Source organism: Mycobacterium sp. E740 (genome assembly GCF_001672895.1).
Taxonomy (GTDB): Bacteria; Actinomycetota; Actinomycetes; order Mycobacteriales; family Mycobacteriaceae; genus Mycobacterium.
In genome coordinates this window covers 25,676-49,738 of the sequence record NZ_LZKP01000083.1, presented here as the reverse complement: position 1 = coordinate 49,738, position 24,063 = coordinate 25,676, and the positions used below count along the sequence as shown (strand labels likewise).

The window sequence follows — 24,063 nt, the reverse complement described above, 5'->3', positions numbered from 1 at the left end:
GTTGGATGGTCGGCATCCTGTCTTCGCGCGCGTTGCGCGCTCAGCCAGATGCCTCCTCCGGCGTCCAGGCCTGGGGCAGCGCCGGGCTTCCCGGGAACAGGTAATCGACGAAAGCCTTTGCGGTGGGCTGTGGTTCGTGATTGGCCAGCCCCGGCCGCTCGTTCGCTTCGATGAAGACGTACTCCGGCTCGGTGACATCGGGCACCAGCAGGTCGATACCGGTCACGGGGATGCCGATCGCGTGCGCTGCCTGGACCGCTACCTCGGACAGGTGCGGGTGCACCTTCGCGGTCACATCGTGAATCGTGCCGCCCTGATGCAGGTTCGCGGTCCGGCGCACACGCAGCCGCTGCCCCTCGGGCAGCACGTCGTCGAACGACCAGCCCGCCTCACGGACCGTCGCCTCGGTGACCGCGTCGATCGGAATGCGGGACTCGCCGCCGGTCGCCGCTTCCCGGCGCCGGCTCTGCGTCTCGATCAGCTCACGGACGGTGTGATGTCCGGTGCCGACGATCTCCGCCGGCCTGCGCACCGCGGCGGCCACCACCTTGCCGTCGATCACCACCAGGCGCAGGTCGTCGCCGGGCGCGCGCTGCTCGATCAACACGTGCGGATGCTCCTCGCGCGCACGAGCCAGCGCGGCGTCCAACTCGTCCGGGCCGCTGACCCCGACCGTGATGCCCTTGCCCTGCTCCCCGCGGGTCGGTTTGACCACGACGTCGCCGACCTCCTCGAGGAAGGCATGGTCCTTCTCGTCGAAGGTCGCCAGCCGACCCTTCGGCACCGCGATGCCCTTCTCGGACACCAGGCGCCGGGTGAGCCGCTTGTCGTCGCAGCGGGCCATCGCCACCGCCGAGGTGTACTCCGACAACGACTCCCGGGTGAGCACGCTGCGGCCGCCGTGCGATAGGCGCATCTCGCCGGCGCCCGCGTCGAGCACCTCCACCCAGATGCCCCGGCGCATCGCCTCCTCGGCGATGATCCGCGCATACGGGTTCAGATCGTCGATGGTTTCGGGCGGGTGGGTGAACAGCGGCTCGTTGATCGCGTTCTTGCGCTTGACCGCCATCACGGGCACGCGTTCGAAGCCGAGCTTCTCGTACAGCGAGATCGCCGCGACGTTGTCGTGACTCACCGACAGATCCATGTAGGCGCGGCCGCGTTCGCGGTAGAGCGCGGCCAGCGCGCGGGTCAGCGCCGCCCCGACGCCGGGCAGGCTGGTGGTGGGGTCGACCGCCAACGTCCACAGGCTCGAGCCGTCCTCTGGGTCGGAGAACAGCCGTTTGTGATCGACGCCGGTGACCGTGCCGACCACGGTGCCGTCGTCGTCGCGCACCGCGACCAGGTAATCGAGCGAATCCTGGGTCTCGTGGTTCTGCCACAGCACCTCGACGGGCCCGGGCACCATCCCGCACCGCACGTAGACGCGGTTCATCTCGTCGGCGTCGTCGGCGCTCTGCAGATCCCGAACAGAGAACCCGGTGGGTGACTTGTCCGGTTCGTCGTCCTCGGTGAACCTCAGGCGGTAGGTGTGGCTCGGGTCGATGAACAGCTCCGCGGGAGCCATCGACACCAGCACGTGGGGTTCGCGCGCGTAGATGCAGATGTCGCGACGGCCCGGCCCCTCGTGCCGCAACACTTCGGCGAGCTTCTCGGGATCGGCGAACGTCTGCCCGAAAATGAGCCGCCCCCAGCCCATTTCGATGACGACATCGTCGGCCATCGCGTCGACGAGGTGCTGCGGGGAAGCGTGGTGCAGGCCGAGGGTGATCTCCTCGGTGTGATCTGTCTCAGGGTCCAGCGCGGTCATGCCGCCGGCCCGGTGATCCCGTGTCGCTGCAACCACAGCTCCAGCAACGCGAGTTGCCACAGCTCGTTGCCGCGCAGCGGGGTGAGCCGACCGTTCGGGTCGGCGAGCAACCGGTCGATCGCCGCGGGCCGGAACAGGTCGCGTTCCTTGGCGGCCGGCGCGTACAGCGCGTCGCGCACCATGTCCAGATACGGACCCTCGAGGTGCGTGAGTGCGGGCACCGGGAAGTAGCCCTTCGGCCGGTCGATGACCTCGCTCGGAATGACCTGCCGCGCAGCCTGTTTCAGCACGCCTTTGCCCTCGTGAGCGATCTTCAGCTCGGGCGGGCACGTCGCGGCGAGCTCGACGAGTTCGTGGTCCAGGAACGGAACCCGGCCCTCCAATCCCCATGCCATCGTCATGTTGTCGACCCGCTTGACCGGGTCGTCGACGAGCATGACGGTGGTGTCGAGGCGCAGCGCACGATCGATGCCCGTCTCGGCGCCCGCCCGCGCGAAGTTCTCGGTGACGAATCGCAAGCTCGGGTCGTCACCGGTCTGGTACGTCGGCGAGACGAGTGCGTCGTACCCGGCGCGGTCACGGTCGAAGAACGCCTTGCGGTAGCTGGCCACCGAACCGTCGACCGATGCGGCCTCGGGTGCGCCCAGCGGGGGATACCAGTGGTAGCCGGCGAACACCTCGTCGGCGCCCTGACCGGACTGGACGACCTTGACGTGCTTGGCCACTTCCTGGCTCAGCAGATAGAAGGCCACGCAGTCGTGGCTGACCATCGGCTCGCTCATGGCGCCGATCGCACCGTCGAGCGCGGGCAGCATGCGGTCGGTCCCGATGCGGATCTGGTGGTGGTCGGTGCCGAAGCGCTCGGCGATGATGTCGGAGTACTTGAACTCGTCGCCTGCCACCCCGCCCACCGACTCGAAACCGATGGAGAACGTCGCCAGGCCGTGCTGACCCGCCTCGGCCAGCAGCCCGACGATCAAGCTGGAGTCCACGCCGCCGGAGAGAAGGCAGCCCACCGGCACGTCGGCGACCAGGCGGCGGTCGACGGCCACGCGCAGTGCGTCGAGGACGGCGTCCTCCCAGTCGCGCTCGGACCAGTCGGTCCGGTCCGCACTGCGGGTGAAGTCGGGTTCCCAGTAGACCGTGGTCGTGGTCCGGCCGTCGGGTTCGATGGCCACGAGCGACGCCGGTGGCACCTTGGTCACGCCGCGCAGGACCGTGCGCGGTGCGGGCACCACCGAGTGGAAGGTCATGTAGTGGTGCAGGGCGACCGGATCGATGCGGGTGTCTATCGATCCGTCCCTGCCGCCGCCGGCCAGCAACGCGGGCAGCGACGACGCGAAGCGGATGCGTTCCGCGGTCTGGGTGAGATACAGCGGTTTGATGCCGAGCCGGTCGCGGCCGAGCAGGACCCGGCCGCTGTCTCGTTCGACGATCGCGAACGCGAACATGCCGTACAGGCGGTCGACGAACCGGTCGCCCCAGTGGTGGTACGCCTTGAGCAGGACCTCGGTGTCGCTGTGCGAGAAGAAGCGGTAGCCGTGCTCGCCGAGATCACGGCGCAGCTGCTTGTAGTTGTAGATGCAGCCGTTCCAGGCAACGGCGAGGCCGAGTTCGGAGTCGAGCATGGGCTGACCGCCCGCTTCGGACAGGTCGATGATCTTCAGGCGGCGGTGACCCAGCGCGACGCGGCCCTGAGACCACACGCCCGCCGAGTCGGGGCCCCGAGGCGTCATCGCCTCGGCCATGGCCGACACAGCTGTCACGTCGGGCACCCGGCCGTCGAGGCGCACCTCACCGGTGGCTCCACACACGTCAAGGACATTACCCCTGTGCAAGATGGCGCACCGGGTGACGGGTGTGACACGGGTCTACTGAGCTGGCTACTCAGCGGTGCCCGGTGCGAATAAACTCGCCACCTCGTGATCCGAGTGATCTGACGTCGAGGAAGGGCCCACAGCGGATGAGCGCCACATCGGGCATGGTGTCGCAGGCCGATCTCGAGCGCCTGGTGGCCGCGGGGGACATCGACACGGTGATCGTCGCGTTCTGCGACATGCAGGGCAGGCTGACCGGCAAACGGGTATCGGGCCGATTGTTCGTCGAAGAAGTCGCGGAGCACGGCGCCGAGTGCTGCAACTATCTGCTGGCCGTCGACGTCGACATGAACACCGTCGACGGGTACGCGATGTCGAGCTGGGAGACCGGTTACGGCGACATGGTGATGACGCCGGACTTCTCGACCCTGCGGCTGCTGCCATGGCTGCCCGGGACGGCGCTTGTGATGGCCGACCTGGGCTGGCTCGACGGAACACCCGTCGGGCAGGCCCCGCGCAGCATCCTGAACTGTCAGATCGACCGGCTCGCCGAACGCGGCCTGGTGCCTTACGCCGGCACCGAGCTCGAGTTCATGGTGTTCGACGACAGCTTCCGCGAGGCCTGGGCGAAGGGATACCGCGGACTGACCGCAGCGTCGGACTACAACGTCGACTACGCGATGCTCGGCTCGACGCGCATGGAGCCGCTGCTGCGCGACATCCGGCTCGGCATGGCCGGCGCGGGCATGTACTGCGAGGGCGTCAAGGGCGAATGCAACCTCGGCCAGCAGGAGATCGCGTTCCGCTACGACCATGCGCGCGTCACCTGCGACAACCACACGATCTACAAGAACGGCGCCAAGGAGATCGCCGACCAGCACGGCAAGAGCTTGACGTTCATGGCGAAATACGATGAGCGCGAGGGCAACAGCTGCCACATCCACATCTCGTTGCGGGGTGCGGACGGGTCTGCGGTCTTTTCCGACGACGACGATCCGCTGGGCATGTCGGCGCTGTTCCGCAGCTTCGTCGCCGGACAGCTGGCGACGATGCGCGAGCTCACGCTGCTCTACGCGCCGAACATCAACTCCTACAAGCGTTTCGTCGACAGCAGCTTCGCCCCGACCGCCATCGCGTGGGGGCTGGACAACCGGACCTGCGCGCTGCGGGTCGTCGGCCACGGTCACGGCATGCGGATGGAGAACCGTGCCCCCGGTGGCGACGTCAACCAGTACCTCGCGGTGTCGGCATTGATCGCAGGCGGCCTGTACGGCATCGAGCGCGAACTCGAGCTGCCCGAGCCGGTCGAGGGTAACGCGTATGCCAGTGGCGCCGAACGGCTTCCGACCACGCTGGCCGAGGCCGCGGCGTTGTTCGAGAAGTCCGAGGTCGCGCGGGCGGCGTTCGGGGACGAGGTCGTCGAGCATTACCTCAACAACGCCCGCGTCGAGCTGGCGGCCTTCAACTCCGCAGTCACGGACTGGGAGAGGATGCGCGGCTTTGAGCGGCTCTAGTTCTGCCCGGCAGGAAACGGTGCGGCCCGTGCTCGGGCTCACCACCTATCTGCAGCAGGCACAGACCGGTGTGTGGGACGTTCGCGCGAGCTTTCTGCCCGCCATCTACTTCGAGGGTGTGGCGTTGGCGGGCGGTATTGCGATCCTGCTTCCGCCGCAGCCGGTCGACGACGACGTCGCCGAGCGGGTCCTCGACGGTCTCGACGGCTTGATCATCACCGGCGGTCGTGACGTTGTGCCGACGCACTACGGCCAAGCGCCGCATCCGGCCACCGACGAGGACGTCGCCGACAACCGGCGCCGCGACGAGTTCGAGTTCGCGCTGGTGCGTGGAGCGATGCGGCGCGGCATGCCGGTGCTGGGCATCTGCCGCGGCGCCCAGGTGCTCAACGTCGCCCTGGGCGGGACCCTGCACCAGCACCTGCCCGACGTCATCGGCCACACCCGCCATCAGCAGGGCAACGCGGTGTTCGCCACCTCGACGGTGCGCACCGTGCCGGGCACGCGACTGGCCGGGTTGATCGGCGAGTCGTCGGACGCCCAGTGCTACCACCACCAGGCCATCGACGAGCTCGGCGACGGACTGCTGGTCTGCGCGCGCGACGAGGACGGGGTGATCGAGGCGGTCGAAGTTGCGGACAGGTGGGTGTTGGCGGTGCAGTGGCATCCCGAAGAGCGGCTCGACGACCTGCGCCTGTTCGCCGCGGTCGTCGAAGCCGCGGGCGCATACGCGAACGAAAGGGTCCAGGCTTGAGCGCATCCGAGGTGGTCAATCCCGCGACCGAGGGAGTGTTGCGCACCGTCGAGCAGACCGACCAAGACGCTGTCGACGGCGCGGTGGCGCGGGCGAAGGCGGCGCAACGGGATTGGGCGCGGCAGTCACCCGCGGCGCGCGCCGCCGCGCTGCGTGACTTCGCCGCGACGGTGGACGCGCACGTCGACGAGTTGGCGGCGCTGGAGGTCGCCAACTCTGGGCACCCGATCGGCAACGCGAGGTGGGAGGCCGGCCACGTCCGCGACGTGCTGCAGTTCTACGCCGCGGTACCGGAACGCTTGTCCGGCAAGCAGATTCCGGTGGCTGGTGGGATCGACGTGACGTTTCACGAGCCGCTGGGGGTGGTCGGCGTCATCACGCCGTGGAACTTCCCGATGACGATCGCCTCGTGGGGCTTCGCCCCGGCGCTCGCCGCGGGCAACGCGGTGCTGGTCAAACCCGCCGAGTGGACACCCCTGACCACGATGCGGTTGGGGGAGTTGGCCGTCGAGGCCGGCATACCCGCCGACCTGTTCGCAGTGCTGCCCGGAAAAGGCTCGGTGGTCGGCGAACGGTTCGTCACGCACCCCGACGTGCGCAAGATCGTCTTCACCGGATCGACCGAGGTCGGCACCCGGGTGATGGCGGGTGCCGCCGAACAGGTCAAGCGCGTCACGCTGGAGTTGGGCGGCAAGAGCGCCAACATCGTGTTCGACGACTGCGATCTGGAGCAGGCCGCGGCGACCGCGCCGTACGGCGTGTTCGACAACGCCGGCCAGGACTGCTGCGCGCGCAGCCGAATCCTGGTGCAGCGCAGCGTCTATGACCGCTTCATGGAGCTTTTCGAGCCCGCTGTCAAGGGCGTCGTCGTGGGCGATCCCCGGGCCGCGGCCACTGAAATGGGCCCGCTGGTGTCCAGAACGCACCGGGACACCGTCGCCTCCTTCGTTCCCGACGACGCGCCCGTCGCGTTCCGGGGCTCGGCGCCGTCGGGGCCGGGATACTGGTTCGCGCCGACCGTGCTCACCCCGCCGCGGACCGACCGCACTGTGCGCGAGGAGATCTTCGGCCCGGTCGTCACCGTGCTGCCGTTCGACGACGAGGCCGATGCGATCGCGCTCGCCAACGACACCGCCTACGGCTTGTCCGGGTCGATCTGGACCGACAACCTGTCGCGGGCGGTCCGGGTGTCGCGCGCTGTGGAGGCGGGCAACCTGTCGGTCAACTCGCATTCGTCGGTGCGCTACAACACGCCGTTCGGTGGGTTCAAGCAGTCCGGTCTGGGCCGCGAACTCGGCCCGGACGCGCCGCTGTCGTTCACCGAGACCAAGAACGTCTTCTTCGCGGTGCGGGAGGCCTGATGGACCTGACTCGACGGCTGGCCGGCAAGGTGGCCGTGATCACCGGCGGCGCCAGCGGAATCGGCCTGGCGGCCGCGCGACGTATGCGCGCCGAAGGCGCCGTCGTCGTCCTCGGCGACGTCGACGCCACGACCGGCAAGAGCGTCGCCGACGACCTCAACGTGACCTTCGTCCAGGTCGACGTCTCGGACGAGGTTGCGGTGGACAACCTGTTCGACACCGCGTTCGAGGTGCACGGCGGCGTCGACATCGCGTTCAACAACGCGGGCATCTCGCCGCCGGAGGACGACCTGATCGAGAGCACCGGGCTGGACGGGTGGCAGCGGGTGCAGGACGTCAACCTGAAGTCGGTGTTCCTGTGCTGCAAGGCGGCGCTGCGCCACATGGTGCCCCAGCAGAAGGGCTCGATCATCAACACCGCGTCGTTCGTTGCCGTGATGGGGTCGGCCACCTCGCAGATCTCCTACACCGCGTCCAAGGGCGGTGTGCTGGCGATGTCGAGAGAACTGGGCGTGCAGTATGCGCGCCAGGGGATCCGGGTCAACGCGCTGTGTCCCGGCCCGGTGAACACGCCGCTGCTGCGGGAGTTGTTCGCCAAGGATCCGGAGCGCGCGGCGAGGCGGCTGGTGCACATCCCGGTCGGGCGGTTCGCCGAACCCGAGGAGCTGGCCGCCGCGGTGGCGTTCCTCGCCAGCGACGACGCGTCGTTCATCACGGCCTCGTCGTTTCTTGTCGACGGTGGCATCAGCGGCCACTACGTCACGCCGCTGTAGCGGGTATTTCGGCGTTACATTGAGACCCGTGAACGAGCCTGTCGAGCATGCGTCGGCGACGGCCGACGTCGACACGGCCGGCTGGACCCAGCGCTTTGACTTGCTGTCGGACCCGCACCGGCTCGAGATCCTGCTGACCCTGCACCGGGTACCGGGCATCCGCGTCGGTGAACTCGCCGCCGCGCTGGGCCGTTCCGAGAACGCAGTGTCGCAAGCGCTTCGCGTGCTGCGCCAACAGGGCTGGGTCAGTGCGACGCGTGTGGGTCGCGGGGTCAGCTACCGCCTCGACGACGACATCGTGCACGACCTGCTGCACTGGATCGGCGCCCGGCACAACTAGCTTCGCCCCACGTGAACATCTGTTCAGCTAGACAGGTCTAGTAGGGTTGCGGGGGTGGCCTACCAGTACGTCGCCATGCACATGAGCGACGGCATCGTCAGCGCGCCGACCTCCGTCGTCTTCGGCCTGATTGCCGTCCTTTCCGTCGGGTTCTGCGCGGCCAAGGCACGCGACGAACTCGACGAACGCACGGTGCCGCTGGCCGGCCTCGTCGCCGCGTTCATCTTCGCTGTCCAGATGGTGAACTTCCCGATCCTGCCCGGGGTGAGCGGGCACCTGCTCGGCGGCGCGCTCGCGGCGATCCTGGTCGGCCCGTTCACCGGGGCGCTGTGCATCGCGATCGTGCTCGTGGTGCAGGCGCTGTTGTTCGCCGACGGCGGCGTGACGGCGCTGGGCACCAACATCACGAACATGGCCGTCATCGGGGTGGCCGCCGGATACTCGACGGCCGTGCTGCTCTACGCGCTGGCCCGGCGGCGCGGTGACGTCCCGGTGGCCGGCCTCGGTGCCATCTCGTTCGTCGCGGCGCTCATCGGAACAGTCTGTGCAGCAATGGGATTCGTTCTCGAATACGCGATCGGCGGCGCAGCCACGACGTCGGCGCATGCGGTCGCCGGCTACATGCTCGGCACGCATGCGCTGATCGGAATCGGGGAGGGGTTGATCACCGCGGTCACCGTGATGGCCGTCGCGCGTTCGCGCCCCGACCTCGTGTACCTGTTGCGCCGGACTCGACGGGAGGTCGCGGCGTGAAGCGCTGGCGGTTCTGGGCGGGGTTCGCGATCGCCACACTGCTGATCGCGGGCGTGGTGTCCTACTTCGCCAGTTCCAGCCCCGACGGGCTCGATTCGGCGACCCTGCGTGGCTGCGAGGTCGTGACGAGGACCGACGGTGAGGCGTTGACCGGTGACTGCATCGCCCGGCACGCCGACGAACACAGCCTGGCGGCGTCCCCGTTGGCCGACTACGCGATCGGCGGCCGCAACGGCACCGGCGGCGTTGCGGGGGTCATCGGCGTGCTGGCAACCGTGGTGCTCGCAGGTTCGGTGTTCTGGTTGATCGCCCGAACCCGCAAGCCGGACGACAGCCGGCGGCGCTAGCGATGGGTGCAGGCGCTCATCCGCTCTACCGCCACGACGACTCCGCCGTGCATCACGCGCCCGCCGAGGTGAAGATCGTCTGCCTGCTCGTGTTCGTGCTCGCCGTCGTCGCGACCCCGCGGGAGATGTTCTGGCCGTTCGCCGTCTACGCCGCGATCGTCCTCGGCGTCTGGCGGCTCGCGCACATCCGGCTGCGGTGGATCCTGCCGCGGATGTTGATCGAGGCGCCGTTCCTGGTGCTTGCCGCGCTGCTGCCGTTCGCCGAAGGCGGCGAGCGTGTCGACGTTGCGGGGCTACAACTCTCGGTGACTGGACTGTGGGCGGCGTGGGGAATCGTCATCAAGGGCACGCTGGGCGTGGCGGCGGCGCTGACGGTTGCGGCCACCACCGCGACGACCGAGTTGCCGACCGCGTTGAGCCGGCTCGGGATGCCGGCGGTGGTGACCTCGGTGCTGGTGCTGATGATCCGCTACGTCGACCTGCTGGCCGCCGAGGCGGGCCGGATGCGGATGGCGCGCATCTCGCGGGGCGACTCGCCGCGGGTGCTGCATCAGGCGGGCGCGATCGCCAAGGGCATCGGGGCGCTGTTCCTGCGCTCCTACGAGCGCGGGGAGCGGGTGTACGTGGCGATGCTGTCGCGCGGATTCGACGGCAACGCACCGGATCTGGCGGTGATCGGCGCCCCGCCCCCCGCGCGCACCGCGCAGTGGGCGGCCGTGATGACTCCTGCGGTCGCCGCGGTGGCGATCGCCTCGACCGCGTGGGTGCTGCGATGACCGCGATCGACATCGACGGGTTGCGACACGTCTATCCCGATGGCCATGTGGCGCTCGACGGCGTCGACTTGACCGTCGCAGCCGGTGAGCGCATCGCGGTGCTCGGCCCCAACGGTGCTGGCAAGACCACACTGATGCTGCACTTGAACGGCGTCCTGGCCGCCACCTCCGGCGCGGTGCGAATCGGCGGTGTCACGTTGAGCCGCAAGAGCCTTCACGACATCCGCCGCAGCGTCGGGCTCGTCTTCCAGGACCCCGACGACCAGTTGTTCATGCCGACCGTCGCCCAGGACGTCGCGTTCGGTCCCGCGAACTTCGGGCTGCGCGGCGAGGAGTTGGCGGCGCGGGTCAGCCAGGCGCTGAGCACCGTGTCGCTCACCGAACACGCCGACCGCAGCCCCACCCACCTGTCGGCAGGTCAACGCCGCCGCGCCGCGTTGGCGACCGTGCTGGCGTGTCAGCCCGACATTCTCGTGCTCGACGAGCCGTCGGCCAACCTCGATCCCGTCGCGCGCCGCGAACTGGCTCAGACGCTGTCGGGTCTGGAGGCGACGATGCTGATCGTCACCCACGACCTGCCCTACGCCGCCCAACTGTGCGAGCGGGCGGTGGTCATGGACGCCGGGGTGATCGTCGCCGACGGGCCGATCCGCGAAATCCTGGCCGACGCCGAACTCCTTGCAGCACACCGCCTGGAGCTGCCCTGGGGCTTCGAGGTGCCGGCCAGCTAGTGGCGCTTGGACGGCGGCCACGGCGGTTCGCCGCACAGCGCCAGTAGCGCGTTCTCGACGACCTCCGGCAGCGCCGGATGGATCCAGTACTGGCCGCGCGCCATCTCCTGTGCGGGCAGGTCGAACGCCATGGCCTGGACGAGGGGCTGGATCAACGACGACGCCTGGTGGCCCATGATGTGCGCGCCGAGAAGCAGGCCGGTCTCGTCGTCGACAATCAGCTTGGCCATGCCGCTGGTGTCCTCCATCGCCCATCCGTACGCGACATCGGCGTAGTCCTGGACCTTCACCTTGATCCGGAAACCTTTTGCGCGCGCTTGGTTCTCGGTCAAGCCGACGCTGGCGATCTGGGGCTCGGTGAAGACCGCGGAGGGCACATGGCGATGGTTGGCGGGCATCAGCGCGTCGGTGTCGTCCCAGTCCTGCAGCAGGTTGTGCTTGACGACGCGCGCCTCGTGGTTGGCGACGTGCTTGAGCTGATAGTCCGACGACACGTCACCGAGCGCGAAAATGCCACGCGCCGTTGTGCGTTGATACTCGTCGACGACGACCTGGCCGCCGCCCGTGACCTTGACGCCGGCCTGCTCGGCGTCGAGGAGGTCGCCGTTGGGCACCCGGCCCGTGGCCACCAGCAGGGCGTCGCCGTGCAGCGTCGAGCCGTCCTCGCAGGTGATCTCCACACCGTCACGGGCCTGACGCGCGTCGGCCAGCTCGTGATGGTTGCGGACCTCCCACTTCTTGGCGGCGATGTCGGTGAATCGCATCGCAAGGTCGTCGTCGTGGCCGCGCAGCAGGGTGCTCCCGCGGATCAACAGCGTCACCCGGCTGCCCAGCGACGAGAAGATGTGGGCGAACTCGCAGGCGACGTAACCGCCGCCGACGATGATGAGGTGTTCGGGGACCTCGGGGATGCGCATGATCGTGTCGCTCGTGTGGTGGGGCACACCGCATTCGCTGACCGCGTCGGGCACGACCGCGCGCGAACCGGCGGCGATGACCACCTGGTCGGCGGTGAACTCGTCGCCGTCGTCGGTGCGCAACGCGTAGCGGCCGTCGGGCCTGGTGGGCCGGAAGCGGGTGTGGCTGCCGAACACCTCGATGTTCGGCGACGATCGGCGGTAGTTCTCGCCGCCGGCCGCGATCGGGTCGATCCGCCCGAACACCCGCGAGACGATGTCGGGCCACCGGACGCCGTCGACATGGGCGTCGACGCCGAATTTCGCTGCGTCCGAGACCTGTTGGGCCACACCGGCCGAGTACACGAACATCTTGGTCGGGATGCAGCCCACGTTCAGGCAGGTGCCGCCGAAGATTCCCTGCTCGCAGATCGCGACCTTCTTGTCGGCGTATCGCTCGTCGAGAATCGAGTTGCCGGAACCGGTTCCGATAAGAGCGATGTCGAAGTGGGTCATACGGTTCGGCCTCCTCGGGATCGGGTGGTGGCATCGGAGCAGGGGGCGGCCGGGCGGCCGAGGTACCAGTCGAGCCACGCGGTCAGCTCGCGATAAGCGGCCTGCCGCGGTTCGGGCATCGACAGGAACACGTCGTGCTTGGCGTCGACGATCGGCACAACCGTGGAACGGTTGCCGATGCACCCCGCCCAGCGCGCGATCTGCCTGACGTCGAGCACCGCGTCACCGCGCTGGATCTCCTCGACGCGTCCCGGATCCCTGATCTCCCGCACACTGCGGTCCGAGCGCAGGATCAGGTTCGGGACACCGACGTCGAGTCCGCGGTGCAGTTTGGCGTGGCCCCGGCGGATCGCGTGGATCCAGCCGAACGTGACGGGGAATCCGCCGACCGGTTTCCACTTCAGGTCGTAGTCGAAGTCACCGTGGTAGTCGCGGTGCAGCGTCGTGCCGTATCCGCCTTCGGTCGGCGGGCGCACGACCATCCGCTTGCGCAAGCGCGAAACAGCGCGCAGCGCTGCGCGGGTAGGCGCGGTGCGCAGGATCGGCGGCCCCTGCAAGTCCAGCCACGGGCTGTTCAGCACTAGCCCGCCGACCCGTTTGCGGTCGGTCAGCCCGCGACTGCGCAGCCGGTCCAGCCACAGCGACACGATGAGGCCGCCGGCCGAGTGGCCGTACACCAGCACCTCGGCCGGCGACACCGAAGCGATGATGTCGAGCGCGCGCTCGAGTTCGGCGTCGTAGCGGGACAGGTCGGTGGTGAAGTGCGGGGTCTGTCCCTCTCGCCACGATCGCCCGCATTTGTGCAGGTCGATGGCGTAGAACGCGAACCCGCGGGCGGCGAAGTGGTCGGCGAGCTCGGTGTTGAAGAAGTAGTCGGTGAAGCCGTGCACCAGCAGAACCGCTCGCGTGGACGACGGGTCGGGTTCACCGCGGCGGACCAGCGTCGCGAAGAGTTCGCCCTCGCCGTCAAGGTCAGCGCCGAGCGTCATCGTGTGCTGCCAGTAGCCCGGCAGTACGTCGGCCTTCCAGTCGGGCACGACAGCAACGATAGTCGGCGCAGCCCCGCTGTCGGGCCGAGCGATACCTCATCGGCGAGCGGGGATTGAGACCGTCCGTTGCGGGCTAACCTGATGACCGACCATGGCCGCGACCACGGAGGATCACGAGTTCAGTGTCTGAGCAACTGGAGAAGACGGACGTCGTGCTCGTGGGAGCGGGCATCATGAGCGGCACGCTGGGTGCCTTGCTGCGGCTGCTGGAGCCGGACTGGTCGATCACGCTCGTCGAGCGTCTCGACGCGGCGGCGGCCGAGAGCAGCGACGCGTGGAACAACGCGGGCACCGGCCACTCGGCGCTGTGCGAGCTGAACTACACCCCGCAGAAGTCCGACGGCTCGATCGACATCACGAAGGCGGTGCGCGTCAACGAGCAGTTCCAGGTGACACGCCAGTTCTGGGCCTCGGCGGTGGAGAACGGGGTGATCACCGACCCGCGCAGCTTCCTCAACCCGGTGCCGCACGTGAGCTTCGTGCACGGCGGAACCAATGTCGGCTATCTGCGGCGGCGCTACGAAACCCTGGTGACCAACCCGCTGTTCGCCGGCATGGAGTTCATCGACGACGAGGACGAGTTCGCCCGCCGGCTGCCGCTGATGGCCGACAATCGCGACTTCTCCGAACCGGTGGCGCTGAACTGGACGCAGCAGGGCACCGACGTCGACTTCGGCGCGCTGTCGCGCCAGCTGATCGGTTATGTCGCCCAGCGCGGCATGACGACGCGTTTCGGTCACGAGGTGCGCGATCTGCGCCAGGAGTCCGACGGCTCGTGGACCCTGAAGATCGTCAACCTGCGCACGGGCCGCAACAGCAAGCTGAACGCCGGGTTCGTGTTCGTCGGCGCCGGCGGCGGTGCGCTGAACCTGCTGCAGAAGGCGGGCATGAAGGAAGCCAAGGGCTTCGGCGGCTTTCCGGTCAGCGGCAAGTTCCTGCGCACCGACGTGCCGAGCGTGACCGCGGCGCACCGGGCCAAGGTCTATGGCCAGCCGCCGGTCGGCGCCCCGCCGATGTCGGTGCCCCACCTGGACGCGCGCGCCATCAACGGCAAGTCCTGGTTGCTGTTCGGGCCGTTCGCCGGGTGGTCGCCGAAGTTCCTCAAGCAGGGCGACGTACTGGACCTGCCCGAGTCCATCACGCTGAACAACGTCGCGTCGATGGTCAACGTCGGGCTCACCCAGTTCGGGCTGCTGAAGTATCTGGTCGGCCAGTTGATGTTGTCCGATGCCGAGCGTATCGACGCGCTGCGCGAATTCGCGCCCAGCGCAAGGGAATCCGACTGGGAGCTCAACGTCGCCGGCCAGCGGGTCCAGGTCATCTGCGGCAAGAGCGGCAAGGGCGTGCTGGACTTCGGGACCACGGTGCTGGCCGCAGGTGACGGCACGATCGCCGGGCTGCTCGGCGCATCGCCGGGAGCGTCGACCGCGGTGCCCGCGATGCTCGACGTGATGCAGCGCTGCTTCGGCAAGCACTACCCGAGGTGGGAGCCGAAGATCAGGGAGATGGTGCCGTCGCTGGGCCACGAGCTGTCCGCGGAACCCGCGCTGTTCGATGAAGTGTGGTCGCACGGAACCCGCGTGCTGCGCCTCGACGAACCGTCCGCGGTGGCCACGGGATGACAATTGCGTTGCGCCGCAGCTGGTCCGGGGACCTCGACGCCGCGACGCTGTACGAACTGCTCAAGCTGCGGGTCGAGGTGTTCGTCGTCGAGCAGGCGACCCCGTACCCCGAACTCGACGGGCGCGACCTGCTGGGCGAGACCAGGCACTTCTGGCTGGAAACCCCTACCGGAGAAGTGATTTCGACGTTGCGGCTGATGGAGGAACACCCGGGCGGTCGCAAGGGCTTCCGGATCGGGCGGGTGTGCACCAAGCGGCAGGCCCGCGGGCACGGGCACGGAACGCGACTGCTGCAGGCCGCGCTGGCCGAGGTGGGTGACTATCCCTGCCGGATCGACGCGCAGACGTACCTGGCCGACATGTACGCCCGGCTCGGCTTCGTGCGCGACGGCGAGGAGTTCCTCGAGGACGGCATTCCGCACGTCCCTATGCTGAAGCCGTGACCTACCCGTTCAGCGCGATAGTCGGACACGATCGGCTACGGCTGGCGCTGCTGCTGTGCGCGATCCGCCCCGACATCGGCGGCGTCCTGATCCGCGGCGAGAAGGGCACCGCGAAGTCGACTGCGGTCCGGGGGTTGGCCCATGTGCTGGAGGCGGTCGACGGAGCCGCGGAGTCGGTGACGTCGGGGCGCGGCGGGCGGCTGGTGGAGCTGCCGATCGGCGCCACCGAGGACCGGGTGGTCGGGTCGCTCGATCTGCAGAAGGTGCTGCGCGACGGTGAGCACGCCTTCTCTCCGGGACTGCTGGCCCGCGCACACGGCGGCGTGCTGTACGTCGACGAGGTGAACCTGCTGCACGACCATCTGGTCGACGTGCTGCTCGACGCCGCCGCGATGGGCCGCGTGCACGTCGAGCGCGACGGGGTCTCACACAGCCACGACGCCCGGTTCGTGTTGATCGGCACGATGAATCCCGAAGAGGGCGAGCTGCGTCCGCAGCTGCTCGACAGGTTCGGCTTGACGGTCGACGTGCGGGCGTCGCGCGACGTCGACGTGCGCGTCGAGGTGATCCGGCAACGGATGGCGTACGAGGCCGACCCGGACGGTTTCGCTCAGCGCTACGCGGCCGCCGACGCCGAGTTGGCTGCGCGCATCTCGGGCGCTCGCGCTGTTGTCGGCTCGATTCGTCTGCCGGACACCGAATTACGTCGCATCGCGGCATTGTGTGCGGCGTTCGACGTCGACGGTATGCGCGCCGACCTCGTTGTCGCCAGGACGGCCGTCGCGCATGCCGCATGGCGCGGCGCCGACGAGGTGACCGAAGAGGACATCCGTGTGGCCGCCGAACTCGCGCTGCCGCACCGTCGCCGTCGTGATCCTTTCGACGACCCGGGCTTGGATCCCGGGCAACTCGACGACGCGATGGCGCAGGCCGACCAGGCCGCCGACGACGACCCCGAGCCTGAACCGGATCCCGACCCGCCGGGCGGTGGCTCGACGCAAGACGGATCGAATGGCCAAGCAGCGCAACAAGACTCGGGTGGTACATCGGGGAGCAGCGCTGCGCCGTCGGCGGTGTTCCGCACCCGTTCGCTGGTGGTGCCGGGGGTGGGCGAGGGCGCGCCGGGCCGCCGCTCGCGCGCGCGCAACCGCACCGGCAAGACGATCTCGGCGACCAGTGACGCGCAGACCGGTCACGGCGTGCATGGGTTCGGCACCCTGCTGGCCACCCTGGAGCGACAGCGGATACCGGGCCGGCCGCGGCCGCAACCGGGCGACGTGCGACGCGCGATCAGGGAGGGACGCGAGGGCAATCTGGTGATCTTCGTCGTGGACGCCTCGGGGTCGATGGCCGCGCGGGACCGGATGTCCGCGGTCGGCGGTGCGACGTTGTCGCTGCTGCGCGACGCCTATCAACGGCGCGACAAGGTCGCCGTCGTCACGTTTCGCCAGCAGACCGCCCAGGTGCTGCTGCCTCCGACGTCGTCGGTCCACATCGCGAGCAGGCGCCTGGCGCGCTTCGACACCGGCGGCAAGACGCCGCTGGCGCAGGGGCTGTTGGCGGCTCGCGACCTCGTGGTGCGCGAGAAGGCGCGCGACCGCGCGCGCCGCAGCCTGGTGGTCGTGCTCACCGACGGGCGCGCCACCGGCGGCCCCGACCCGGTGGGCCGCGCGCGACAGGCAGCCGCCCGGTTGGTCGCCGAAGGCGCGGCCGCGGTGGTGGTGGACTGCGAGACCTCCTATGTGCGACTGGGGCTGGCGGCAGAGCTCGCCGAGCAGTTGGGCGCCCCCGCGGTGCGGCTGGCGCAGCTGCGTGCCGACAACCTCACCGACGTGGTCCGCACAGCCGCCTGATCCAGGTTCAGAAGAACGAGGAAGGGTCCCGTCGATGCCGAAAGGTCAGCCGCTCACGATCCCCGACGACGGGCTGACCACCCGAGCGCGTCGCAACGCGCCGCTGCTCGCCGTGCACACCGGTGCGGGCAAGGGCAAGTCGACCGCCGCGTTCGGCATGGCGCTGCGGGCTTGGAACCAGGGCTTCGACATCGCGGTGTTCCAGTTCGTCAAGAGCGCGAAGTGGAAGGTGGGCGAAGAAGCGGCCTTCCGCGAGCTCGGCAGGCTGCACGACGAGCGCGGCGTCGGCGGGCCGGTGCAGTGGCACAAGATGGGGTCCGGTTGGTCGTGGACAATGGACAAGTCGCGCAAGCAGGGTGAGGAGGTCGACCACGGCGCGGCCGCGGCCGACGGGTGGGCCGAGATCGCGCGGCGGCTCGCCGACGAGCGCCACGAGTTCTATGTGCTCGACGAGTTCACGTATCCGCTGAAGTGGGGCTGGATCGACGTCGAGGAAGTGGTCGCGACGCTGACGGCTCGCCGCGGTCGGCAGCACGTCGTCATCACCGGCCGCGACGCGCCGCAGCCACTGCTGGACGCCGCCGATCTGGTCACCGAGATGACGAAGGTCAAGCACCCGATGGACGTCGGCCGCAAGGGCCAGAAGGGCATCGAATGGTGACTCCTTCTTGCGCGAGCGTGCGTGTTTGCACACGCCACGCCGCGCTTCTGCATGCGTTTGCGCACGTTCGCGCCGGTGCGAGCGTGCGCAGAGTGTCGGAATTTTCCGGCGTGTCGGCTACAGACGCGCACGCTCGCGGTGATCAGATTCACGCTCGCGCGGTGGCGGCGTGAGCAGGGCGACTCCCGCCGTCGTGATCGCCGCGCCCGCCTCGGGGAGCGGTAAGACCACCGTCGCAACCGGTCTGATGGGCGCGCTGCGACGGGCCGGCCGGGCAGTCGCGCCGTTCAAGGTCGGCCCCGACTACATCGACCCCGGCTACCACGCGCTGGCGACCCGCCGGCCGGGCCGCAACCTCGACCCCGTCCTGATGGGCGAGAACCTCATCGGACCGCTGTACCGGCACGGCAGCGCAACCGCCGACATCGCGATCGTCGAAGGCGTCATGGGCCTGTTCGACGGGCGCATCGACCAGTCTTCGCCGGCAACGGCGTTCGGGTCCACCGCGCATGTGGCCGCGCTGCTGGGCGCGCCGGTCGTCATGGTCGTCGACGCGCGCGGTCAGAGCCACAGCATCGCCGCACTGCTGCATGGCTTTTCGACGTTCGACGCGTCGGTCCACGTCGCCGGGGTCATCCTCAACCGGGTGGGCTCGACGCGTCACGAGGAGGTGCTGCGGCAGGCCTGCGGACATGCCGGAGTCGCGGTGTTCGGCGCGATCCCGCGCACCGAGGACCTGGCGGTTCCCTCGAGGCATCTCGGACTTGTGACCGCCGTCGAACACGGCGAGCGCGCGCATGCGGCGGTCGAGGCGATGACGACGCTCGTCGGCCGCCACGTGGACCTCGTCGGCATCGCCGCGCTGGCCGAGAGCCGCGTCGTCGACGATCCGTGGGACGCAGCCGAGGTGACGCCCGTCGGCGGACACGCCACGGTGGCATTGGCGTCGGGCCGGGCGTTCACGTTCGGCTATGCCGAGCATCGCGAAATGCTCGCCGCCGCCGGAGCCGAGGTCGTCGAGTTCGACCCGCTCACCGATCCGCTGCCACCAGATACGGCGGCGATCGTCGTACCCGGTGGTTTCCCCGAGGAATTCGTCGCCGAACTGTCCGCCAACGACGTGGCGCGCGCGCAGATCAAGCAGTTGGCGGCGGCTGGCGCGCCGGTGCACGCCGAATGCGCGGGACTGACCTACCTCGTCGACGACCTCGACGGCCACCCGATGTGCGGGGTGCTGTCCGGGTCGGCGACCTTCACCGACCGCCTCACCCTCGGCTACCGGGAAGCGGTCGTCGTCGCCGACTCGCCGCTGCACTCGATCGGCGACCGGCTGATGGGCCACGAATTCCACCGCACCGCAGTCACTTTCGCCGACGACTATGCGCCGGCCTGGATCTTCTCCGGCCCAGACGTCACGCGACGACGGGACGGAGCCGTCGACGGAGGAGTGCACGCCGGCTTCCTGCACACTCACCCGGTCGTCCACCCGCGGGCGATCAGCCGCTTCGTGGCTGCGGCGGCAACCTCTAAGCTCGCGCCGATGAGCCGCTTGCGCGAAGAGGATCGGAACCAGTGACCGAGAACGCCTACCTCGTCGGACTGCGCTTGACCGGCAGGAAGGTCGTCGTCGTCGGCGGCGGCAGCGTCGCGCAGCGCCGATTGCCGCTGCTGGTTGCCAACGGCGCGGACGTCCACGTCATCGCCCGCGACGCCACGCCCGCGGTCGAGGCTTTCAGTCGGCAGAAGCCCGGAATCTCCTTATCCCTCCGCGACTTTCGCGCCGGTGACCTCGAGGACGCCTGGTATGCGATCGCCGCCACCGACGACCCCGCGGTCAACGCCGCCGTCGTCGCCGAGGCCGAGCGCCGCCACATCTTCTGTGTACGCGCCGATGTGGCCGTCGAAGGCTCTGCGGTCACGCCCGCGTCGTTCGAGTACGAGGGGCTGTCGGTCGGGGTACTCGCCGGCGGAGAGCATCGCCGCTCGGCGGCGATCCGGTCGGCGATCCACGAAGCCATGCAACAGGGGCTCATCGCGCCGGACATGTCGGCGACCGCCGGCGTCATTCACGGCGGTGTGGCGCTGGTCGGCGGGGGACCGGGCGACCCGGAGCTGATCACCGTCCGCGGTCGCCGACTGCTGGCGCACGCCGACGTCGTCGTCGCCGACCGGCTCGCCCCGCAGGAACTGCTGGCCGAGATGCCCCCGCACGTCGAGGTCATCGACGCCTCCAAGATCCCGTACGGCCGGGCGATGGCTCAGGACGCGATCAACGGCATCCTCATCGACCGTGCGAGGGCCGGAAAGTTCGTCGTGCGGCTCAAAGGCGGCGACCCGTTCGTGTTCGCGCGCGGCTACGAAGAGGTGCTGGCCTGCGCCGACGCCGGAATCCCGGTCACGGTCGTACCGGGTGTGACCAGTGCCATAGGCGTGCCCGCGCTGGCGGGCGTCCCGGTCACCCATCGCCACGTCACGCACGAGTTCGTGGTGGTCAGCGGCCACGTCGCGCCGGGGCATCCCGAATCGTTAGTGAATTGGAATGCCTTGGCCGCGCTGTCCGGCACGATCGTGTTGCTGATGGCGGTCGAACGCATCGAACTTTTCGCCGAGGCGCTGCTGGAAGGCGGACGACCAGCGGATACGCCGGTGTTGGTGGTGCAGCACGGTTCGACGGCGGCGCAGCGGACTTTGCGCGCGACTCTCGCCGATGCCGCAGAACGCATCCGCGAGGACGGAATTCGGCCTCCGGCGATCATCGTGATCGGCCCGGTGGCGGCCTTCGGCGGTTAAAGGATTCTTAAGAGTACTGTAAGGTAACCCGCATGACGGCTCTCAATGACGCAGAGCGCGCTGCCATGCGCCGTGACGCCGAGGGCAGGGCAAACCGGCCATCGAACCGGTTGATGACCGCCCGCTCCCCGATGAACGACGAGCGACCGGCAGCTGAGCGCGCGGCCAGGTATCCGGCCTGGCTGCCGTCGCGCCGGTTCATCGCCGCGGTCATCGCGATCGGCGGGATGCAGCTGCTCGCGACCATGGACAGCACGGTCGCCATCGTCGCGCTGCCCAAGATCCAGGACGAGCTGAGCCTGTCCGACGCCGGCCGCAGCTGGGTCATCACGGCTTACGTGCTGACCTTCGGCGGGCTGATGCTGCTCGGCGGGCGGTTGGGCGACACGATCGGGCGTAAGCGCACGTTCATCGTCGGCGTCGCGCTGTTCACGATCGCCTCGATCCTGTGCGGTCTCGCCTGGAACGAGGCGACGCTAGTGACTGCCCGACTGCTGCAGGGCGTGGGCGCGGCGATCGCGTCGCCGACCGCGCTGGCGCTGATCGCGACGACGTTCCCCAAGGGTCCGGCGCGCAACGCGGCGACGGCCATCTTCGCGGCGATGACGGGTATCGGCTCGGTGATGGGCCTGATCGTCGGTGGCGCGCTGACCGAGGTGTCATGGCGCTGGGCCTTCCTGATCAACGTGCCGATCGGGTTGGTGATGATCCACCTGGCGCGCAAGACGCTGCGCGAGACCAGCCGCGAGCGGCTCAAGCTCGACGCGACGGGCGCGATCCTGGCCACGCTCGGCTGCACTGCCGCGGTGTTCGGGTTCTCGATGGGACCCGAGCAGGGGTGGCTGTCGCCGATCACGCTGGGTTCCGGCCTCGCCGCCGGCGCGGCGCTGCTCGCCTTCCTCTACGTCGAGCGCAGCGCCGCCAACCCCGTGATGCCGTTCGACCTGTTCAAGGACCGCAACCGGGTGGCGACGTTCGCCGCGGTGTTCCTGGCCGGCGGCGTTATGTTCACGCTGACCGTGCTCATCGGGCTCTACGTGCAGGACATCATGGGTTACAGCCCGCTGCGGGCCGGCATCGGCTTCATCCCGTTCGTGATCGCTCTGGGGATCGGCCTCGGCCTGTCGTCGCAGCTGGTGCAGATGTTCCCGCCGCGAATGCTGGTGATCGCCGGCGGCGTGCTGGTGCTGGGCGCGATGATCTACGGGTCCACGCTGGACGCCAACATCCCGTACTTCCCCAACCTGGTGCTGCCGATCACCGTCGGCGGCATGGGCATCGGCATGATCGTCGTGCCGCTGATGCTGTCGGCGATCGCGGGTGTGGGCTTCGACCAGATCGGCCCGGTGTCGGCCATCGCCCTGATGCTGCAGAACCTCGGCGGGCCCGTCGTCCTCGCGGTGATCCAGGCCGTCATCACGTCGCGCACGCTGTACCTGGGCGGCACCACCGGCCCGGTCAGCGACATGAACGCCGCGCAGCTGCATGCCCTCGACCAGGGCTATACCTATGGCCTGCTGTGGGTCGCCGCGGTCGCGGTGATCGTCGGGTGCGCCTCGCTGTTCATCGGTTACACCGCCGCGCAGGTGGCGCACGCGCAGGAAGTCAAGGACGCGATCGACTCCGGAGAGCTTTAGCTCGACATTTGGGCCGGGGAGAGCTTTAGCTCGACATCGGGCCGGCGAGCGCTCTAGCCGCACTCGGTAGGGTGGCTATCCATGTCTGCCGTCGGCGGTTCCTCCGAATCGACAGACCGTCCGGTGCCGGCCGCATCTGAGCCGCTGGCGCGCTCGGTGCTGGGCCCGGCGATCCTCGCGATCACCGGCATGCAGCTCATGTCGACGCTCGACGGCACGATCGTCATCGTCGCGCTGCCGCGGATGCAGGCCGATCTCGGCCTGACCGACGTGAGCAAGAGCTGGGTGATCACCGCGTATGTGCTGGCTTTCGGCGGCCTGCTGCTGCTCGGCGGACGTGTCGGCGACGCGATAGGTCACAAGCGGGCGTTCCTGTCCGGCGTCGGCGTTTTCACGATCGCCTCGCTGGTCTGCGGCCTGGCCACAGATCCGGCCACTCTGATCGCGGCGCGGGCGGTGCAGGGGACCGGGGCAGCGGTGGCAGCTCCGACCGGTCTGGCGTTGATCGCGACGACGTACGCGGTCGGGCATGCGCGTAACCGCGCGTTGGCCGTCTCGGCGGCGATGCAGGGCATCGGCTCGGTGCTGGGCCTGGTGCTCGGCGGCGCGCTGACCGTGATCTCCTGGCGGCTGGCGTTTCTCATCAACGTGCCGATCGGCATCGTGATCGTCGTCATCGCGGTCACCCGGCTCGCCGAAACCCATCACGTGCGGCTCAAGCTCGATGTCACCGGCGCGCTGCTGGCCACGCTGGGCTGCGCGTCGGCGGTGCTGGTCTTCACGCAGGGCCCGCCGCGGGGATGGATCGATCCAATGGTGATCGGCGCCGCGGTGGCGTCGGCGGTCTTCTTCGTCGGGTTCCTGTTCGTGGAGCGCACTGCGCAGCACCCGATCGTCCCGTTCTCGGTGTTCGACAATCGCAACCGGGTGATGACGTTCGTCTCGCTGTTCCTCGCCGGCGGCGTGCTGCTGACGTTGACCGTGATGATCGGCCTGCTGGTGCAGGACGTCCTGGGCTATTCGGCGCTGAAGGCGGGCATCTGCTTCATCCCGTTCGCGCTGGCGTTCGGCGTCGGCAGCGCGGTGGCGGCGCGGCTGGCCCCGCATGTCGCACCCCGCTGGCTGCTCATCGGCGCGGGCGTCTTCGTGCTCGGCGCGATGCTGTACGGCTCGACGCTGGACCGCACCATCCCGTACTTCCCCGACCTGTTCGCGCCGATCGTGGTCGGCGGCTTCGGCATCGGCGCGATCGCGGTCATCCTGCCGCTGTGCGCGATCGCCGGCGTCGGGCCCGGTGAGATCGGTCCGGTCTCGTCGATCACGCTGATGGTGCAGAACCTCGGCGGCCCGGTGGTGCTCGTCGTCGTCCAAGCCGTGCAGACGTCGCGCACGCTGTACCTCGGCGGGACGACCGGACCGGTGAAGGACATGTCACCAACTCAGCTCGATGCGCTGGCCGCCGGCTACACCTACTCGTTGCTGTGGGTTGCCGGTGTGGCGGTGATCGTCGGCGTCGCCGCGTTCTGGATCGGTTTCTCCGCGCGCCAGATCGCGGCCGCGCAGCACACCAAAGAGGCGGTGGAGGCCGGCGAGCTGTAGCTTTCGCGGTCAGTAAGGTTG

The 24,063-nt window shown here is 69.1% G+C and carries 21 protein-coding genes; 17 read left to right on the top strand and 4 right to left on the bottom strand.

The window, feature by feature from the left end; genetic code table 11:
- Positions 1-40 precede the first annotated feature (40 nt).
- Entirely contained in the window at positions 41-1,810 is a 1,770-nt protein-coding gene (ngg, locus tag A5663_RS07705; RefSeq protein WP_068146228.1) for an N-acetylglutaminylglutamine synthetase, read from the bottom strand.
- A complete protein-coding gene (locus A5663_RS07700; RefSeq protein ID WP_068146226.1) occupies positions 1,807-3,624 on the bottom strand; it encodes an N-acetylglutaminylglutamine amidotransferase in 1,818 nt (605 codons plus the stop codon). The genes ngg and A5663_RS07700 overlap by 4 nt, the downstream gene beginning before the upstream one ends.
- Positions 3,625-3,773: 149 nt before the next feature.
- On the opposite strand from A5663_RS07700, the gene A5663_RS07695 reads away from it, so the two are divergent.
- From A5663_RS07695 to A5663_RS07655, 9 genes are all read left to right on the top strand, one after another.
- Positions 3,774-5,141, top strand: coding sequence for a glutamine synthetase family protein (locus tag A5663_RS07695; RefSeq protein ID WP_068146223.1), 1,368 nt, complete (start codon positions 3,774-3,776; stop codon positions 5,139-5,141).
- A gap of 19 nt (positions 5,142-5,160) precedes the next feature.
- Entirely contained in the window at positions 5,161-5,895 is a 735-nt protein-coding gene (locus A5663_RS07690) for a gamma-glutamyl-gamma-aminobutyrate hydrolase family protein (protein WP_156744384.1), read from the top strand.
- Positions 5,892-7,256, top strand: a complete 1,365-nt coding sequence (locus A5663_RS07685) for an aldehyde dehydrogenase (RefSeq protein WP_068146217.1) — start codon at positions 5,892-5,894, stop codon at positions 7,254-7,256. Before A5663_RS07690 ends, A5663_RS07685 begins: the two co-directional genes overlap by 4 nt.
- On the top strand, positions 7,253-8,029 hold the full coding sequence (locus A5663_RS07680; RefSeq protein ID WP_197503330.1) for a 3-oxoacyl-ACP reductase: 777 nt from the start codon (positions 7,253-7,255) through the stop codon (positions 8,027-8,029). Before A5663_RS07685 ends, A5663_RS07680 begins: the two co-directional genes overlap by 4 nt.
- 28 nt (positions 8,030-8,057) lie before the next feature.
- Positions 8,058-8,369, top strand: a complete 312-nt coding sequence (locus tag A5663_RS07675; RefSeq protein WP_231976719.1) for a helix-turn-helix transcriptional regulator — start codon at positions 8,058-8,060, stop codon at positions 8,367-8,369.
- 75 nt (positions 8,370-8,444) lie between these two features.
- Positions 8,445-9,122 carry an energy-coupling factor ABC transporter permease gene (locus A5663_RS07670; protein ID WP_068146324.1) on the top strand — a complete coding sequence of 226 codons (678 nt, stop codon included), beginning with the start codon at positions 8,445-8,447 and terminating at the stop codon, positions 9,120-9,122.
- Positions 9,119-9,469: a PDGLE domain-containing protein gene (locus A5663_RS07665; RefSeq protein ID WP_068146208.1), complete on the top strand. Its 351-nt coding sequence runs from the start codon at positions 9,119-9,121 to the stop codon at positions 9,467-9,469. Before A5663_RS07670 ends, A5663_RS07665 begins: the two co-directional genes overlap by 4 nt.
- A gap of 2 nt (positions 9,470-9,471) precedes the next feature.
- Positions 9,472-10,245: a cobalt ECF transporter T component CbiQ gene (gene cbiQ / locus A5663_RS07660; RefSeq protein WP_068146207.1), complete on the top strand. Its 774-nt coding sequence runs from the start codon at positions 9,472-9,474 to the stop codon at positions 10,243-10,245.
- Complete coding sequence (locus tag A5663_RS07655; RefSeq protein ID WP_068146322.1) at positions 10,242-10,976, top strand: energy-coupling factor ABC transporter ATP-binding protein; 735 nt, start codon at positions 10,242-10,244, stop codon at positions 10,974-10,976. Before cbiQ ends, A5663_RS07655 begins: the two co-directional genes overlap by 4 nt.
- On the opposite strand, the gene mtr is transcribed toward A5663_RS07655, so the two are convergent.
- Together mtr and A5663_RS07645 are read right to left on the bottom strand one after the other, a co-directional pair.
- Complete coding sequence (gene mtr / locus A5663_RS07650) at positions 10,973-12,388, bottom strand: mycothione reductase (protein WP_068146203.1); 1,416 nt, start codon at positions 12,386-12,388, stop codon at positions 10,973-10,975. The two genes, A5663_RS07655 and mtr, sit on opposite strands and share 4 nt — an antisense overlap.
- Positions 12,385-13,377, bottom strand: coding sequence for an alpha/beta hydrolase (locus A5663_RS07645; protein ID WP_068146321.1), 993 nt, complete (start codon positions 13,375-13,377; stop codon positions 12,385-12,387). Before A5663_RS07645 ends, mtr begins: the two co-directional genes overlap by 4 nt.
- A gap of 182 nt (positions 13,378-13,559) precedes the next feature.
- Here A5663_RS07645 and mqo point away from each other — a divergent pair, with 182 nt between their 5' ends.
- The 8 genes from mqo to A5663_RS07605 all read left to right on the top strand — a co-directional run bounded on the left by mqo (position 13,560) and on the right by A5663_RS07605 (position 24,042).
- Positions 13,560-15,059 carry a malate dehydrogenase (quinone) gene (gene mqo, locus A5663_RS07640; protein ID WP_197503327.1) on the top strand — a complete coding sequence of 500 codons (1,500 nt, stop codon included), beginning with the start codon at positions 13,560-13,562 and terminating at the stop codon, positions 15,057-15,059.
- Positions 15,056-15,502 (top strand): GNAT family N-acetyltransferase, encoded by a 447-nt coding sequence (locus A5663_RS07635; RefSeq protein ID WP_068146200.1) that lies wholly within the window; start codon positions 15,056-15,058, stop codon positions 15,500-15,502. The genes mqo and A5663_RS07635 overlap by 4 nt, the downstream gene beginning before the upstream one ends.
- Positions 15,499-17,355: a magnesium chelatase subunit D family protein gene (locus A5663_RS07630; RefSeq protein WP_068146196.1), complete on the top strand. Its 1,857-nt coding sequence runs from the start codon at positions 15,499-15,501 to the stop codon at positions 17,353-17,355. Before A5663_RS07635 ends, A5663_RS07630 begins: the two co-directional genes overlap by 4 nt.
- Positions 17,356-17,389: 34 nt before the next feature.
- Positions 17,390-18,016: a cob(I)yrinic acid a,c-diamide adenosyltransferase gene (gene cobO / locus A5663_RS07625; RefSeq protein ID WP_068146193.1), complete on the top strand. Its 627-nt coding sequence runs from the start codon at positions 17,390-17,392 to the stop codon at positions 18,014-18,016.
- Positions 18,017-18,185: 169 nt separating this feature from the next.
- Entirely contained in the window at positions 18,186-19,592 is a 1,407-nt protein-coding gene (locus A5663_RS07620) for a cobyrinate a,c-diamide synthase (protein WP_068146190.1), read from the top strand.
- Positions 19,589-20,806, top strand: a complete 1,218-nt coding sequence (gene cobA / locus A5663_RS07615) for a uroporphyrinogen-III C-methyltransferase (RefSeq protein WP_068146186.1) — start codon at positions 19,589-19,591, stop codon at positions 20,804-20,806. The genes A5663_RS07620 and cobA overlap by 4 nt, the downstream gene beginning before the upstream one ends.
- Before the next feature lie 32 nt (positions 20,807-20,838).
- Positions 20,839-22,443, top strand: a complete 1,605-nt coding sequence (locus A5663_RS07610) for an MFS transporter (protein WP_068146180.1) — start codon at positions 20,839-20,841, stop codon at positions 22,441-22,443.
- 81 nt (positions 22,444-22,524) lie between these two features.
- Positions 22,525-24,042 (top strand): MFS transporter, encoded by a 1,518-nt coding sequence (locus A5663_RS07605; RefSeq protein ID WP_068146177.1) that lies wholly within the window; start codon positions 22,525-22,527, stop codon positions 24,040-24,042.
- Positions 24,043-24,063 lie beyond the last annotated feature (21 nt).

Bases quoted from the DNA above. Each gene is read 5' to 3' on its own strand.
- A5663_RS07605 (WP_068146177.1), top strand. From the start codon at position 22,525: ATGTCTGCCGTCGGCGGTTCCTCCGAATCGACAGACCGTCCGGTGCCG.
- A5663_RS07610 (WP_068146180.1), top strand. From the start codon at position 20,839: ATGACGGCTCTCAATGACGCAGAGCGCGCTGCCATGCGCCGTGACGCC.
- A5663_RS07695 (WP_068146223.1), top strand. From the start codon at position 3,774: ATGAGCGCCACATCGGGCATGGTGTCGCAGGCCGATCTCGAGCGCCTG.
- A5663_RS07670 (WP_068146324.1), top strand. From the start codon at position 8,445: ATGCACATGAGCGACGGCATCGTCAGCGCGCCGACCTCCGTCGTCTTC.
- A5663_RS07635 (WP_068146200.1), top strand. From the start codon at position 15,056: ATGACAATTGCGTTGCGCCGCAGCTGGTCCGGGGACCTCGACGCCGCG.
- A5663_RS07655 (WP_068146322.1), top strand. From the start codon at position 10,242: ATGACCGCGATCGACATCGACGGGTTGCGACACGTCTATCCCGATGGC.
- mtr (WP_068146203.1), bottom strand. From the start codon at position 12,388: ATGACCCACTTCGACATCGCTCTTATCGGAACCGGTTCCGGCAACTCG.
- A5663_RS07645 (WP_068146321.1), bottom strand. From the start codon at position 13,377: ATGACGCTCGGCGCTGACCTTGACGGCGAGGGCGAACTCTTCGCGACG.
- cbiQ (WP_068146207.1), top strand. From the start codon at position 9,472: ATGGGTGCAGGCGCTCATCCGCTCTACCGCCACGACGACTCCGCCGTG.
- ngg (WP_068146228.1), bottom strand. From the start codon at position 1,810: ATGACCGCGCTGGACCCTGAGACAGATCACACCGAGGAGATCACCCTC.
- cobO (WP_068146193.1), top strand. From the start codon at position 17,390: ATGCCGAAAGGTCAGCCGCTCACGATCCCCGACGACGGGCTGACCACC.